Origin of the sequence: Nocardia jinanensis (genome assembly GCF_014645735.1) — a bacterium.
In the GTDB taxonomy this organism is placed as follows: domain Bacteria; phylum Actinomycetota; class Actinomycetes; order Mycobacteriales; family Mycobacteriaceae; genus Nocardia; species Nocardia jinanensis.
The window spans coordinates 1-12279 of sequence record NZ_BMMH01000046.1; the positions used below are offsets into that span (position 1 = coordinate 1).

Annotated in this window: 17 protein-coding genes; 6 read left to right on the forward strand and 11 right to left on the reverse strand. The window is 65.8% G+C overall.

The features are described 5' to 3' along the window. Positions 1 to 279 precede the first annotated feature (279 nt). Positions 280 to 516 (reverse strand): hypothetical protein, encoded by a 237-nt coding sequence (locus IEY68_RS35445; protein ID WP_189094713.1) that lies wholly within the window; start codon positions 514 to 516, stop codon positions 280 to 282. A gap of 207 nt (positions 517 to 723) precedes the next feature. Here IEY68_RS35445 and IEY68_RS35450 point away from each other — a divergent pair, with 207 nt between their 5' ends. Continuing rightward, on the forward strand, positions 724 to 1431 hold the full coding sequence (locus IEY68_RS35450; protein ID WP_058856512.1) for a hypothetical protein: 708 nt from the start codon (positions 724 to 726) through the stop codon (positions 1429 to 1431). 257 nt (positions 1432 to 1688) lie between these two features. Here IEY68_RS35450 and IEY68_RS35455 read toward each other — a convergent pair whose 3' ends face one another. The 5 genes from IEY68_RS35455 to IEY68_RS35475 all read right to left on the reverse strand — a co-directional run bounded on the left by IEY68_RS35455 (position 1689) and on the right by IEY68_RS35475 (position 6091). After that, entirely contained in the window at positions 1689 to 2039 is a 351-nt protein-coding gene (locus tag IEY68_RS35455) for a hypothetical protein (RefSeq protein WP_058856511.1), read from the reverse strand. A gap of 159 nt (positions 2040 to 2198) precedes the next feature. Then, the gene (locus tag IEY68_RS35460; protein WP_156426361.1) at positions 2199 to 2402 is read right to left on the reverse strand and encodes a hypothetical protein; all 204 of its coding nucleotides are present in this window, start codon (positions 2400 to 2402) and stop codon (positions 2199 to 2201) included. Positions 2403 to 2661: 259 nt separating this feature from the next. Further along, a complete protein-coding gene (locus IEY68_RS35465; RefSeq protein WP_058856510.1) occupies positions 2662 to 3447 on the reverse strand; it encodes a MerR family transcriptional regulator in 786 nt (261 codons plus the stop codon). A gap of 124 nt (positions 3448 to 3571) precedes the next feature. Next, positions 3572 to 4369: a CPBP family intramembrane glutamic endopeptidase gene (locus IEY68_RS35470; protein WP_058856509.1), complete on the reverse strand. Its 798-nt coding sequence runs from the start codon at positions 4367 to 4369 to the stop codon at positions 3572 to 3574. Between the two features lie 144 nt (positions 4370 to 4513). Next, the gene (locus tag IEY68_RS35475; RefSeq protein WP_229719236.1) at positions 4514 to 6091 is read right to left on the reverse strand and encodes a serine hydrolase domain-containing protein; all 1578 of its coding nucleotides are present in this window, start codon (positions 6089 to 6091) and stop codon (positions 4514 to 4516) included. A 74-nt stretch (positions 6092 to 6165) separates the two neighbouring features. Here IEY68_RS35475 and IEY68_RS36885 point away from each other — a divergent pair, with 74 nt between their 5' ends. The 3 genes from IEY68_RS36885 to IEY68_RS35485 all read left to right on the forward strand — a co-directional run bounded on the left by IEY68_RS36885 (position 6166) and on the right by IEY68_RS35485 (position 7812). After that, the gene (locus IEY68_RS36885; RefSeq protein ID WP_267886598.1) at positions 6166 to 6294 is read left to right on the forward strand and encodes a hypothetical protein; all 129 of its coding nucleotides are present in this window, start codon (positions 6166 to 6168) and stop codon (positions 6292 to 6294) included. Positions 6295 to 6455: 161 nt separating this feature from the next. Continuing rightward, positions 6456 to 6764 (forward strand): hypothetical protein, encoded by a 309-nt coding sequence (locus IEY68_RS35480; RefSeq protein ID WP_058856508.1) that lies wholly within the window; start codon positions 6456 to 6458, stop codon positions 6762 to 6764. A 583-nt stretch (positions 6765 to 7347) separates the two neighbouring features. Further along, positions 7348 to 7812, forward strand: a complete 465-nt coding sequence (locus tag IEY68_RS35485) for a superoxide dismutase family protein (protein WP_058856506.1) — start codon at positions 7348 to 7350, stop codon at positions 7810 to 7812. A gap of 91 nt (positions 7813 to 7903) precedes the next feature. On the opposite strand, the gene IEY68_RS35490 is transcribed toward IEY68_RS35485, so the two are convergent. From IEY68_RS35490 to IEY68_RS35500, 3 genes are read right to left on the reverse strand one after another with little or no spacing between them, the layout of a single operon-like run. Continuing rightward, complete coding sequence (locus IEY68_RS35490; RefSeq protein WP_058856505.1) at positions 7904 to 8944, reverse strand: hypothetical protein; 1041 nt, start codon at positions 8942 to 8944, stop codon at positions 7904 to 7906. Beyond that, complete coding sequence (locus IEY68_RS35495; protein ID WP_189094714.1) at positions 8941 to 9558, reverse strand: recombinase family protein; 618 nt, start codon at positions 9556 to 9558, stop codon at positions 8941 to 8943. Before IEY68_RS35495 ends, IEY68_RS35490 begins: the two co-directional genes overlap by 4 nt. After that, positions 9559 to 9972, reverse strand: coding sequence for an ASCH domain-containing protein (locus IEY68_RS35500; protein WP_189094715.1), 414 nt, complete (start codon positions 9970 to 9972; stop codon positions 9559 to 9561). 346 nt (positions 9973 to 10318) lie between these two features. On the opposite strand from IEY68_RS35500, the gene IEY68_RS35505 reads away from it, so the two are divergent. Next, positions 10319 to 10564 (forward strand): hypothetical protein, encoded by a 246-nt coding sequence (locus IEY68_RS35505; RefSeq protein WP_058856502.1) that lies wholly within the window; start codon positions 10319 to 10321, stop codon positions 10562 to 10564. A gap of 43 nt (positions 10565 to 10607) precedes the next feature. Continuing rightward, positions 10608 to 10958 (forward strand): hypothetical protein, encoded by a 351-nt coding sequence (locus tag IEY68_RS35510; protein WP_058856501.1) that lies wholly within the window; start codon positions 10608 to 10610, stop codon positions 10956 to 10958. A gap of 450 nt (positions 10959 to 11408) precedes the next feature. Here the strand turns inward: IEY68_RS35510 and IEY68_RS35515 are convergent, their stop codons facing one another. After that, positions 11409 to 11759, reverse strand: a complete 351-nt coding sequence (locus IEY68_RS35515) for a hypothetical protein (RefSeq protein ID WP_058856500.1) — start codon at positions 11757 to 11759, stop codon at positions 11409 to 11411. Positions 11760 to 11954: 195 nt separating this feature from the next. After that, positions 11955 to 12279: transposase (locus IEY68_RS35520; protein WP_189094716.1), on the reverse strand; the 325-nt coding region annotated here is incomplete at its 5' end.

Sequence of the window (12279 nt, forward strand, 5' to 3'; positions counted from 1 at the left end):
CAAAACCTGCCACGCCGACCGGCGCTGGTCTGAAACCGAAGCCGGTCCCATATCCGTGACGGTTCATTGTTCGTCGGCGACGATGTCGGGGCTGGTGTAGAGCTGGGCGCGGGTCGGGGTGTAGATGCTGGTGCCGTCGCTGCGGGCCAGCACGCCGGGCGCGGTCCCGGGGTCCGGGGTGCCGCGGGGGATCGACAGGGGCGGGGACAGGGCGGCGTCGAGGATTTCATCGAGCAGGGTGGCCCACTGGTGTGGGTCAACGCGGCCGCGGAGCTGGCGTTAGGTCTCGGCGCGCAGGTGGTTGATCTGCCAGGCCGCCCGTGTCTCGGCCACCCGGCTCACCATCTGGGCGGCGACCTCACGCGCGTCGAGGGGTCTCAACAGCTCGGCGACCTGGCCTGAGGTAGTGCTTGCGCTGGGTGCGCTCGGAATGAGCTTCGTGTTCATCGGGTTTCTCGTCTCCCAGGGGACGATCAGCCTGATAGACGCGGCCTGGGTGGCCAGCGTGGTGCTCACACTGATCTTCGTGTTGGTGTTCAGAGGGCCCTGCTACGCCGTGGCCGTGCGGTGCTGATGGTGCTCTTGGGCCCCCGGGGCCCGGCATGACCCAACAGAGTCCTGCTACCGCCAGCCAGGAAACCGCCTCTGGAGCCACGACCGCCGCCACCGCACCTTGGATGAAAACCCCTATCTCGCCCCAATCCGCTCAAATACCCTGGCTAAATGATCGATGACCAGGGGCGATTCGAAGAACACTGGACAGGCACGTACGCCGGGGAGACCTCTGCTCTCGGCGCCTGGAAGACGTCGCACTCCGATGTCGCGGCCTTCGTGCGTCTAAGCGAGAAATGGTCCACTGAGATGATCGATCGCCACTGGAACGAGATCGGGCAGCGGCCCGCGCACGATGACAGCCTTGACCAGATCGATCTGCTATACGATGAGATCGGCATCATGCCCCACGACTACGACTGGATGCTGCGCTCAGCCGCCATCAAAGACTTGGTCACGGCGTTCGAGGTCTACTTGGACTCCGTCGGCTCGGAGATGTTGACCCGCCACCGCTATCGGTGGAAGCTCCAGAGATACCAAGAATCCGTGAGTTGGGGCACGATGAGCGGCTTCTACCGCGACTGCCTCGGGGGCACCGTCGGCACCGACGAAGTCCTGAAAATCCGTGCGTTGCGCAACATACTGACGCACCAGCGCGGCGAGCTACGCACCGACGAACAACGCGAGAAATTCGGGTCCAAGGACTACAGCACGCCCTACGACCTGGCTCACCTCGACGCCAAGCGGATCGCGCGAGCAGCCGACGAACTCGCCGCCGTCGTACAAACCACCGACAAAGCGGTGCTCCCGTACATTGTCGGATCGGATCGACTGAGTGGACTCGATCAATGCAAATGCCTTGTTCCCGACCGGCCCTAGTCGCTGATCGGGAACGCCGGCGATTCGAGTGCGCTCGAACTCGGGGGCCGGGAACATCGACCCGTCATCGTCAGTCGGGCTCCAACGCTGCGTCCGGGGCGACCAACACCAGCTGATGTAAGACTATGCTGCGCATTTGTCCAGGCCAGAGACAGAGGCAGGATAGCCAGGACGGTCGCGGTCGTGGGAAGGAGCGGTCGGTGCCTGATCAGCGTGATCAGCGCGTCACACCAGAGGCTCCAGCTGCGCACAGCGAGTCAGGGCTGGAGGTATTCGTGAATCAGGCGCTCCAGGTCCTCGTCTCGCATGGAGCTGTCGTTGTCGAGCGCCTTGCTCACCAACTCCAGATCAGCGGTCAATCGCTCAACTTCGGCCGGGGAATGACGCCGGCTCGCCGAGCCGTCCGGAGCCACGGCGTAGGCCAGATCCTCCCTCGGGTCACCATGACGTAGCAGGCCATCGATCACTATCTGGAGCTCAGCAAGTTTCTGTCGCCGTTCAGGATTCATGCAGCGATGCTCCCATGTCGCCTCGATCAAGCCACCGTCGACCAGTATCCCGGCGCTGGGCAGGAGCCTGGCGGCGTTCTGTGGGAGTCGACGTCCCATAGCGCCTCTTGGCGAGTGGTCGCTCGTAGCGACGAATGGGGTGAGACCCGGGGCTGTCCGGACACCGATACCGGTGCTCAACGGCGCGCCCCTACCGGCTATTCCGCGTGCGTGCGTGCTGGGTGTGGGGTGGGCTGTATCCACGGCGTTACCGGTGGATCAGTTCAGTCCGGCCCTGGCCTCACGGAGGCGAGCGGTATGGAAGTGCTGGTCGTCGACGTCGAAGCCGTTGAGGAGCCGCTTCCGTGTCTCGCACGCCACACCGCGTAGCTCCGCCAGGATCTGCGGTGCGGGCTTTTCCTGGTGGCCGGCCAGGTACATCCCCCACGGGTGCCACTGCGCCCACGGCCGACGCCAGCGCACCGGATCCAGGATCTCACCACACCGACACAGGACCCACGCACCATAAACGGTCGGTAATCAGCCCACACCCGCACAGTCCACCGAACCGCAACCGAGCCAACGCCAACACCCCACCCCAGCCAGCACCCCTCCGACCTGACCGTTGCCCCTATCCGGCTTATCTTGGCTGCCCCCTGACACGGTGCTGATCGTGGGCGGATCCCGGACGCCGTGCAGCCGCTCCAGCGGTGTCTGCGGGAAGGACCAGAGCACGGCGCGGTCAACGGGCGTCCGGTCTGGGGATATGGATGCCGGCGGCGCGGAGCTCGTTCTCGAAAACTGCGGCCGCCCGCGTCGTGGCCGATGTCTGCTCTTCGCCGTGGCGCGCGATCAGCGTGTACCGGGTCGCGGCCTCGGTGCGGGCTTGCAGAGCGGTCACGATCTTCAGGTGTGCGGGGTTGGCGAGGTAGTGCTCGGCCATGGCGGTGGCGAGCTCGGCGACGCGGGGATCGTCCGGCTCCCAGGCGGCGGCCTCGGCAGCGCGCTTGATCAAGGCGACGTACCGGGGGTCGTCGAGGGCATGCTCGACATGGGCGAGGTAGTCGTCGAAGCCGTCGGGGACAAGGACTTTGGCCAATATCCAGCCCTCCCGGGCGTTCGCCACCTCGCCCGCGGGGAAGCCGAGGCCGACCATCCGCTCCAACAGCGCCACAGCGCGGTCGCCCAGCAGCGCCTGGTCGCCATCGACGAGCCGGTCCAGCGTGTCACGCCGCGCGATCAACTCCTCGATCCGTTCGGTGAGCTGCCGCCCGACGTCGGCGAGCGCGGTCGCCAACTGCGTGGCGTCGGCGTTGAGCACGGGTCCGATCTCGGCCAGCGGCACCCCGGCGGCGGCCAGTGTCCGGACCTGCACCAGTCGCAACAGATCGGCCGATCCGTACCGCCGATAACCGGAGCTGTCGCGTTCGGGCTCTTCGACCAGGCCGAGCTTGTGGTAGTGCCGCACCGTCTTCACCGTGACACCGACGAATGCGGCCGCCTGCCCGATCGTGACTCCGTTCCTCATCTGCTCAGCCTGCCTTGTCCTCGAACCCGGCGACCGTGCGCACCGGCGGCCGCCGGGATTTCCACCTCAACAGCCATCCGATACGACGGAGCGGCACACACACCACAGCGCAACCACCGCGCCACTAGATGAGGTTCAGTGCAACGGCGATAGTGCCGAGCGTCGCCACGATCGAGGTCACGCCGACGTGCATTCCGATCGACAGCCGGATGTCCTTGTGCCGCCACGCGAACCAGTACCCCGGGAACGTGAAGATCACCCGCGACACGAACACCCACGGCGACCAGAAGTGGTACAGCGCGAACAAAACCGTGCTGAGCACCGGCGCCCATCCACCCAAGTGTGCGATGCGGGGCAGCAGGAAACCGCGGAAGTAGAGCTCCTCGATGAGCGGGAGGGAGATTCCGGTCAGCGGCAGGCATATCACCATCGTGGTGAGCAGCATCGAGTGCGAGTATCCATCGAGGTCGAGGTAGGTGTTGTTGCCGCTGCCACCGGTGTCCGCGAACGGAAGCCAGGTGAAGAAGTTGTCGAAGAAGAAGTTGTTCAACGGTGCCAACGCGAACCCGAGCACCATCATCCACACGATGAGCGCGATGACCATCACCACCAGCTTTGCGCGCGGGACCGGCTTGTCGGTGTAGTGCAGCACACCGTGCAGTGAGAACCGGCCGTTGCGCTGGCGGCCCAGCCACAGCAGCCCCAACTGGACCGGTATCAGAACCAGGCACAAAGCGATCGCCCAGCCCGCGAAGGCCGGATAACCGATGGCCTCGACGAATGGTTCGCCGATGAGCAGGTAGACGGCGACGATCAGGGCGCCGGGGACAAGATGCAACACGACCGACAGCGGCAGGGAGTGGCGGTCGTCCAGCAGCCGCTCGACTATCCCATGCTGTTGTGTGTCTTCGAAGGCGCGCATGACAAGAATTCCTCACAACCTGTTCGTGACGGTAGGTGAAATGAGTTGGAAAGTGCCCCACCCGGCCGAGCAGAGCTCGGCGGACAGGACAAGCGGACGGGCCACGCCGAGCTGGTTGAGTTCGGCGTGGCCGCGGTTTGCGGGCTACTGAGCCGGATCGGCCTGCCCGCCGCCGAACACCTCGGCGAGGAGCTTTTGCTGCGCGGTCTGGAACGGCACCGCCACAGACATGGCGGAGTCGTCTACGCAGGTCAGCGAGGCGGTCATGGTCTTACTGCCGTCGGGGGTGGCGCACATCAGCGTCGCGTAGCCCGCAAGACCGCCGTTGTGCGTGATAACGATGCCGCCGCCGGGACCCAGGTCCCGCACGAACACCCCCAGGCCGTAGTCCATAGTCGGAATGCCCGTCGGGTGCGGTGTGCACATCTGCGCCAGCAGCTCAGCCGGCAGGAGCTTGCCACGCAGCAGCGCTGAGATGAATGTGGCCAGATCCTGAGTGGTCGAGATCATGTCACCGCCGCCGGGGGCCCAGGAGGGGTTGTGGCGGGTGACGTCGACGGTCTTCTCCACACCGTCCTGCTCGTACCGGTAGTAGGCGTGGGCGTGCGGTTCGGGAATCTCCGGCGAGGTCTCCGGCACCACGGTGCTCGAAAGCCCGAGTGGACCCAGGATCAGCCGGTGCATTTCCGCGGCGAAGGATCGGCCGGTGACCTGCTCGATCAGCAGCCGGGCCAGCACGTAGTTGGTATTGGAGTAGCTCCATTTCGTCCCCGGTTCGAACCGCGCCGGCTTGGACAACGCGAGCTCCACCAGTTCCCGCGGCTGGTAGGTGTGGAACCGGTCCTCCACCCACTCTTGACCCAACGGGGTACTCGGCGCGGGGATCCCCAGCACGATCGTGCCGTCCTCATACATCTCGCCGGTGAAGTTGAACACCCCGCTGGTGTGCTGCAACAGCATTCGCACCGTGATCCGCTCGTCCAGCCCGAACTCGGGCAGGTAGTCCGCCACCGGGGTGTCGAGGCCGATCTTGCCCTCGGCTACCAGCTGCAGCACCAGGGTCGCGGTGAAAGTTTTGGTGTTGCTGGCGATCCGGACGTGCCCATCGATCGGCGGCTTCGCGGTCCCGCCCAGCTCGGCCAGCCCGGCACTGCCGACCCACTCGCCCCGCTCGTCGTGCACGCGTAGTGACACCCCGAGGAAACCGGACTCGACGATCTCCTCGATCGCCTGCTGCAACTCCGGGCGATCTCGCCCGACAACGGCATTCGACACGGTGGCCCCGCTGTGCGTGGTGGACACCCCGGTGACGTGGAGGGCGGCGGTGATCTTGCGGGCCATCTCGGCTGTCGCGGGGCCGGGCTGGCCCGGGTGGGTCTGGGCTGCTTCGATGGCGACGAGGACGGTGGTGCGGAAGTTGGAGGCCTCGGCCGGATCCTGCTGCGCGAGCAGGCTCATGGTTGCGGTCAACGCTGGCAGAACCTGGTCGGCGAGTTCGGCCACCGACTTGCCTGTCAGGTCGATGTCCTTGGATTTCGCGGCGAGTACGTGCCCGACCGGGCCGGTCGCGGTGTACAGGGCGAGGGCGCCTTCGGTGGCGATCTTGTGGGGCTTGCCGGCGGCACCGGCGGCGGCGATCAGCGACACGGCGCCGTACGCGGCAGTCCGCAGAGTGCTCTTGTCCTGGTCGGAAAGGGTGATCGACATGGTGTTTTGCTCCATCGAATCTGGTCTGTCCCGGTCGGCTTCGTGCCGCTGCGACGAGCGTCCACCCTGACCTAAGGTCAACTGCAACTGTGATCTGGCGCACAGATACTGTTTGGGGTTCGGGACAGCTTCGGGAGCAGGACGCCGACACCGTCGAGGCCGAAGCCGGGGAGATCCTGACCGGACTGCGCGGGCGGGATACCGGGGATGTGAAATAGAGGTGGTGAGATGTGGCTACCCCTACCCGGACCCCGCCCGTCGAGGCCGGCCGCGGTATCCCGGTGGCAAGGGCCGCAGGCCGGCGGCAGTACCTCTCGGACCCGACCACGCTGGAAGTTGCGCTATGGCTCCTGTCGGTGGGCGGGTGCACCATCGAGGGATGAGCGAGCACGACGCCGTCAACACCGCCAACGCGACCTCGGCCCGCGCCGCCGGGTGGCCCGAGCTCACGGGTTCGCCCAAGCAGATCGAATGGGCTACCACCGTGCGCGCGGACAAGATCCGCGAGATGGAGGCCGGTGCCCCGGCCGAGGTCGACTGGTACCGCGAGGTGATGCTGCGCGAGACCTCCGCCGGCGTCTGGATCGACAGCCGCAACCATCCCTGGCAGGCGCAATTCCTCGGCTGCGTCACCGACGAGGAACTGGAAGCGCTGAAAGCCAAAGCCGCACAGGGCGACGCCGCGTAATCCCATATAGGTCTGATCAGCACGAAGCCCCTGCCGCGTCCCAACATGGCAGGGGCTTCGTACGTCCGGAGCAGGGGTGAACCGGACGGCCCCGATCATTGTTGACCAGCGCGGGAAGCGCAACGACCGACGCGCTCAGTTCATCTCGGCCCGAGTCTCACGAAGCCAGCGAGTGCGGATGTACTGGTCTTCGACGTCGGTTCGGACTCTCCCCCGGAGGGCTCTGCGGGGGAGCCGGCCCCGGAGGCGAGCGCCCAGCCTGAATCCGCCGAGGTACTGGGGGTCCCGGTAGAACTCGCCGAAAAACAACGGGTCGGGCGTGGTCCCGGTCCGGCGCCGGTGGGTCGAGCGAAGCACCTGGACGACCATGTCCAGGCAGGATTCGGAGAGTCAGGGGAAAGGCCGGACGGTGTAGGAACTCGTCGACTGTTTATCGCCCGATCAGCCGAACCGCTTTTCCCCGCAGATCCTTCCGTGATCGGATACTGATCTTGACGCGGGGTCTGTGGGCGCGACATCAAGTGGCGCCGGAGCAGCGTGTCATCTGGTGAGCATGTCCAGCTCTACGACAAGAGGTAGGCCAATGGTGAAGGCGGTTGCAGTGCTCCGCGGCGACAGCAACGTAGAAGGGATAGTCACATTCGAGCAAGAAACCGAGGACGGTCCGACCACGATCACCTACGAGATATCGGGCAACGACGCGCACGCCCTACGGGGGTTCGCCATCCACACGTTCGGTGACACCACCAACGGATGCACCTCGTGCGGACCGCATTTCAATCCGTTTGGCAAAAACCACGGCGCCCCCGAGGACGAAAACCGGCATGTGGGTGACCTGGGCAACCTCAAAACCGATGCCAATGGCCGCGCCAATGGCACGATCACCGATAAAAAGGTGAAGGTGATCGGTCCGAACAGTGTGCTCGGGCGCACGATCGTCATCCACGCCGGCACGGATGATCTGGGCAGAGGGGGCCACTCAGACTCTCTGACGACCGGCAATGCCGGGGGCCGTCCGGCGTGCGGTGTCATCGGAATATCGCAGTAGCTCCACGAGCCCCTACTGCTCCGCGTGTGCAACCCTGAAACGCGAGAACCGGCCGGATTGCAGCCGGCCGGTTCTCGTTACTGGGTGTTTGTCAGGCGGCGATCAGACTCCAGAAGGCCTCCTCCTCGTCGCGTAGCAGTTCGCGGGGGCGTCCACCGGCCACCAGAATGTCGTCGACCTGATCCAGCAGTCCGACCTCAACGAGGGTCCTGGCGTTCAGTGCCAGCGGTTCGACGGCGATCCTGCCGTCCGGGTCGACCCACAGGCACACCTCCAGATACGGGCGGGCGCCGTTGGTGGCCAGGAGTTGGTAGGCGTCGGCGATCGCGGCGGGTGCGGCGCCGAAGTTGTTCTCCAACATCGCGTAGTTCCAGGTCATCTCCTCGGGGTGGGTCCTGATCAGGTAGGGCCAGTTGACCGGGTGCGTGGTGCGCGCCCACTCCGGCCACGGGCCTTCCGGGGGCTGCAATTCCACACCGGACAACGCCCAGGCGAGCGGGTCCGGCAGTTCCGCCAACAGCTCGTCGGGCAGCAAGTAGACCGCGTCGTGGCCGCAGGCGTAACCGCCCTCGGCGCCTTCGATCGCGGCGATACGCAGGGCATCGGCTTTGCTGGCCGCTTCCGGGGTGAATTCGGGCAGCAGTATCGTCCGGTCCTCATCGGCCGCCAGCTCCTGGCCGATACCGGAGGTGTCGACGGTGCGCTGGCACAGCGTGACCGGCTTGCCGGTGCGGATCGCGTGCGCGATCTCGCCGCGGGTCGAGTCGCCGTAGTAGCCGGTTGGGTCGGTGACCACGACAACGCTGGCGCTCTGGTCGATTTTGTCCCTGTGCAGCTGGTCGAGGGCGGCCTTGGCCGGTCCGCTCTGCTCGCCGGGTGGAACCACCTTGTAGGGCATGAGCACGATCGCGCCCTTGCTCGTCAGTTCCGCGGCGACGTCGATCATCAGCGGAAAGAACCGCATGGATCCACAGATGGTCACCGTCGGACGGCCGCCGCCGGTGCCGGATGCTGGTATCGCCAGGGGCGCACCGGGGCCCACCTCGGTATCGAACCGTTCGTCGCGGAAGCGCGGTATCACCGCCGGCGGGCCCGATGCGGGCGAGTGGGCGTCGTTGTTCTGCCAGTTCATCTTTCTTCTTTCTCTCTTTCGGGTTCCCCGGCGCCCTGTTCGGCGTCGGTGGCTTCGGCGAGGTAGCGGTACAGCGTGGCCCGCGATACCCCGAATGCTTCGGCGACCTGGTCGACTGGTTGCTCCTCACGCAGCGCGGCCCGGGCCATGGCGAGCTGGGCCGCGCTGAGCTTGCGCGGCCGGCCGGGCTGCTTGCCTTGAGCGGCAGCGACTTCACGCGCGTGAGCGGCCCGTTCCCGCATGAAAACGCGCTCCATGTGGGCGAACAGCGCCAACATGGCGACGCTGATCTCGGCCATGCCCGAAGTATCGGTGGTGTCGATCGGCAGCGGATCCCGCAGCGTCTTCACCCCGACCCCGCGCTCGGACAGGTCGTGGATCACGTTGAGGCACTCACGCAGGTTGCGGCCCAGCCGGTCCAGGTTGGTGGCGACAATGGTGTCGCCGGGCCGGGCGTACTTCAGCAGTGCCTTGAACTGCGGCCGGTCGACGGTGGCGCCGGTCTTCTTGTCGGCGTAGATCCGCTCCTCCGATATCCCGTGCTCGCCCAACGCGACGAGCTGGCGTTCGAGGTCCTGGTGGGTGGTGGAGACGCGGGCGTAGCCGAGGTCCATTCACATGCCTTTCCGCCCGGCGGGACCGGGCAGGGTGAGAGCGGAGACCACATCGAGGAGGTGGTCCGGAGCGCGGTAGAGCCCGAGTCGTCCCGGGCCCGGGATCGGGATATCGAACGGACGGGCGTCGCCGAGGACCCAGTGGAAGGTGCCCGGGTCCTGGAATCCCCACGGGGCGCAGCAGCCTGCGGTCGGGTGGATGTCGAGCACCTCGACCGTTCCGAGGAACCCGCCGGCGGTCTCCTTCGCGGAGCTGAACCCGGTGATTCCCAGCGTGCGCGCCAACTCGACGGCCGCCGGTACCCAGGTGCGCCCGGCATGGATCACCAGGCGACCGCGGTAGGCCGTGGACCAACTCCGGTTCTCCACCGTCTTGTGGCCGGCGACGATCAGGTTCGCCCACGACCTGCGCACGCAATTTCGAGATAAGAATATGAGACTCATTGACGTGGGGATACGTTCCGGGCCGGTGGATCTCGGCGGGGTGTCTCGAAACCTTCGCGCTGCTCAGTGTCGGTACCTGGATGGTTATCGGTGGCCGGAAGGATCCGCAGCGAATGGGCTTAGTGCAGAAAAACGGGCCCTCGGCGGATCGACTGGGTGGGGCTTGGAACCGATGGGCGGGGGCGGGCGTCCAAGTAGGTAAGCGACAGGAGATCTTTGGCCGCCGAATCGGTGACGCTTCTGTCACGGGGATTGTTTTCGGGAGGGAAAGCGCATGTCTTTACGTACATCGACCACGGTCCGGAGAGGCTTCGGGGTGCTCTCTGGAGTCATCGTCGCATTGATCATCGCGGCCGGGCCGGCGAACGCGGTCCGGGTCTCCGACTGTGTGGACGGCGGCGGGATCGTCGTTCGCTGCTCCGAGCAGCCGGTCACTCGGGAAGACAAGATCGTCTGCCCCACGCCTGGCAAGGCCAAACGCATCTGGTGTATCGGTGGGTTCTACAACGGTCTCGAGATCCTGGAGACCGGTGGAGACTCCCGTTACGGAGTTCCGCAGTAGCGTACGACGATCGAAGCTCTCACCTCGAAAGGATCGAACGGGTATGACTACTGTCGATCGGGACAGCACTGTCACCACGATCACCGGCGCGGCGCCCGGGGTGATCGTCGCGCTGCGCCGGGCCGCGGTCATCGCTGCCGAGCACGGCCACAACTATCTCGGTGTGGAAGACCTGCTCACCGCGCTCCTGGAGACCACACCGCCCATGGAAGTGCACTGGAAGCAGCAGGAGCTGGGAGCTTTGACCTTCGATGAAGTGCAGCATCTGGCAAGGTCGGTCGTTCCCGGCCCGGTCACCGGTGAGCACGGCCCAGCCGAGCCGGCAACCGTAACCTTCGAGGTATCCGGTCGGCATGCCGAGGAATTCCTCGCGATGATCGAGCAGAACTCCTGACCTGTCCGTACTTCGAGGCCTGTCTATCTGGGGCACGCCCCAGATAGACGGGGCCGGCTCAATGCCGGGGGCCGCGAGCTGTCGGTGGCCGCTGCTACAGTGACCGGCAATGCGGAGGTCGCGGGTTCGAGTCCCGTCGGGTCCATTCGAGGGCCTGTAGCTCAGCTGGTAGAGCAACGCACTGTCCGTGCGGCACACGATGCCCGGAGATGGAGAAGGCCCCGCCGATTCGGCGGGGCCTTTCTCGTTCCATCGAACCCGGGTTCGATTTCTGGCCGCCGATAAGTGACCCGAATCGGTGGTCTTGCTGCGCTGCCCGTTGCGCACGAATACGTTGTCGGCCATGGCATTGCCCGAGATCGAGCTCACTGAATACACGTCGAGCGATCTGCCTATGTTGCGGCGGTGGTGGGAAGACGAGGATGTGTTGAAGTACGTCCACGACTTGGATCACCAGTTGCACCCCGGTACGGCCGGCTCGAAGGTGGGCTCAGGCAAGTGGAAATCATCGCCACCGACCGGAGTGGACCCGATCGCGGGCCCGGCGCCGGGCCCCCACCCGAGTGCGTGGACCGAGATCGGATCGGAATCCGGATCGCTGGGATTCCTGTGTTGGCGGGGCATCCCGTTGCTCCAGAGGTAGGTGCCGTCGTTCTTGGTCCAGATCAGCGAGGGCGCGGTCGGGATCTCGTCGCCGGCGAACGGGCAGCGCGAATGCCGCGGGGCGGCCATCGCGTGCTCGGCGACGGCGGTGACGTCTGGTAGCGGGAACCACAAGTCGATCGAGTCGGCGTTGCTCACGGGTTGAAATTCCTTCCTGGGTCGCGGCGGACAGTGGCCGCGCTCCGGCCCGCGGCATGGGCGACCGCGGACCGCAGCGCGGCAGGTCAGGCGGCGGCGAGGTCGATATCGGCGGGTTTGACGTCACCGAGGGCGGCGTGTTCGACGTCGACCAGCCCGAACTCGTAGGCGTCTCCGATGGCATCTAGTGCCTCGTCAAGCAACGTTGGATAGGTAATCCGGGCGCCGGATTGTGGAGTTCACTGCGAACTCTCGTTTGGGTCGGGCGTGCTGGTTGCGCCAGCGGATGTAGGCGCCGATCGCGGCGTCTTGTTCGTTGTGGCTGCGGTGATCGGTCCCGTTCAAAGCGAAGTACCGCAACGCGGCGAACTCCGATTCGATCCAGTTCAGCCAGGACGAATAGGTCGGTAGGAACACCAACTCCGTATTGTTGGCCGCGGCCCAGTCCCGAACTTCGGCGCGTTTGTGCGGGGAGAAGTTGTCGGCGATGACGTAGAGCTTCTCGCCGGGCCAGCGGGCC

Coding starts and splice junctions, on each gene's coding strand:
- IEY68_RS35480 (WP_058856508.1), top strand. CDS start 6,456: ATGAGCGAGCACGACGCCGTCAACACCGCCAACGCGACCTCGGCCCGC.
- IEY68_RS35475 (WP_229719236.1), bottom strand. CDS start 6,091: ATGGAGCAAAACACCATGTCGATCACCCTTTCCGACCAGGACAAGAGC.
- IEY68_RS35470 (WP_058856509.1), bottom strand. CDS start 4,369: ATGCGCGCCTTCGAAGACACACAACAGCATGGGATAGTCGAGCGGCTG.
- IEY68_RS35450 (WP_058856512.1), top strand. CDS start 724: ATGATCGATGACCAGGGGCGATTCGAAGAACACTGGACAGGCACGTAC.
- IEY68_RS35510 (WP_058856501.1), top strand. CDS start 10,608: ATGACTACTGTCGATCGGGACAGCACTGTCACCACGATCACCGGCGCG.
- IEY68_RS35465 (WP_058856510.1), bottom strand. CDS start 3,447: ATGAGGAACGGAGTCACGATCGGGCAGGCGGCCGCATTCGTCGGTGTC.
- IEY68_RS35490 (WP_058856505.1), bottom strand. CDS start 8,944: ATGAACTGGCAGAACAACGACGCCCACTCGCCCGCATCGGGCCCGCCG.
- IEY68_RS35485 (WP_058856506.1), top strand. CDS start 7,348: ATGGTGAAGGCGGTTGCAGTGCTCCGCGGCGACAGCAACGTAGAAGGG.
- IEY68_RS35495 (WP_189094714.1), bottom strand. CDS start 9,558: ATGGACCTCGGCTACGCCCGCGTCTCCACCACCCACCAGGACCTCGAA.
- IEY68_RS35455 (WP_058856511.1), bottom strand. CDS start 2,039: ATGGGACGTCGACTCCCACAGAACGCCGCCAGGCTCCTGCCCAGCGCC.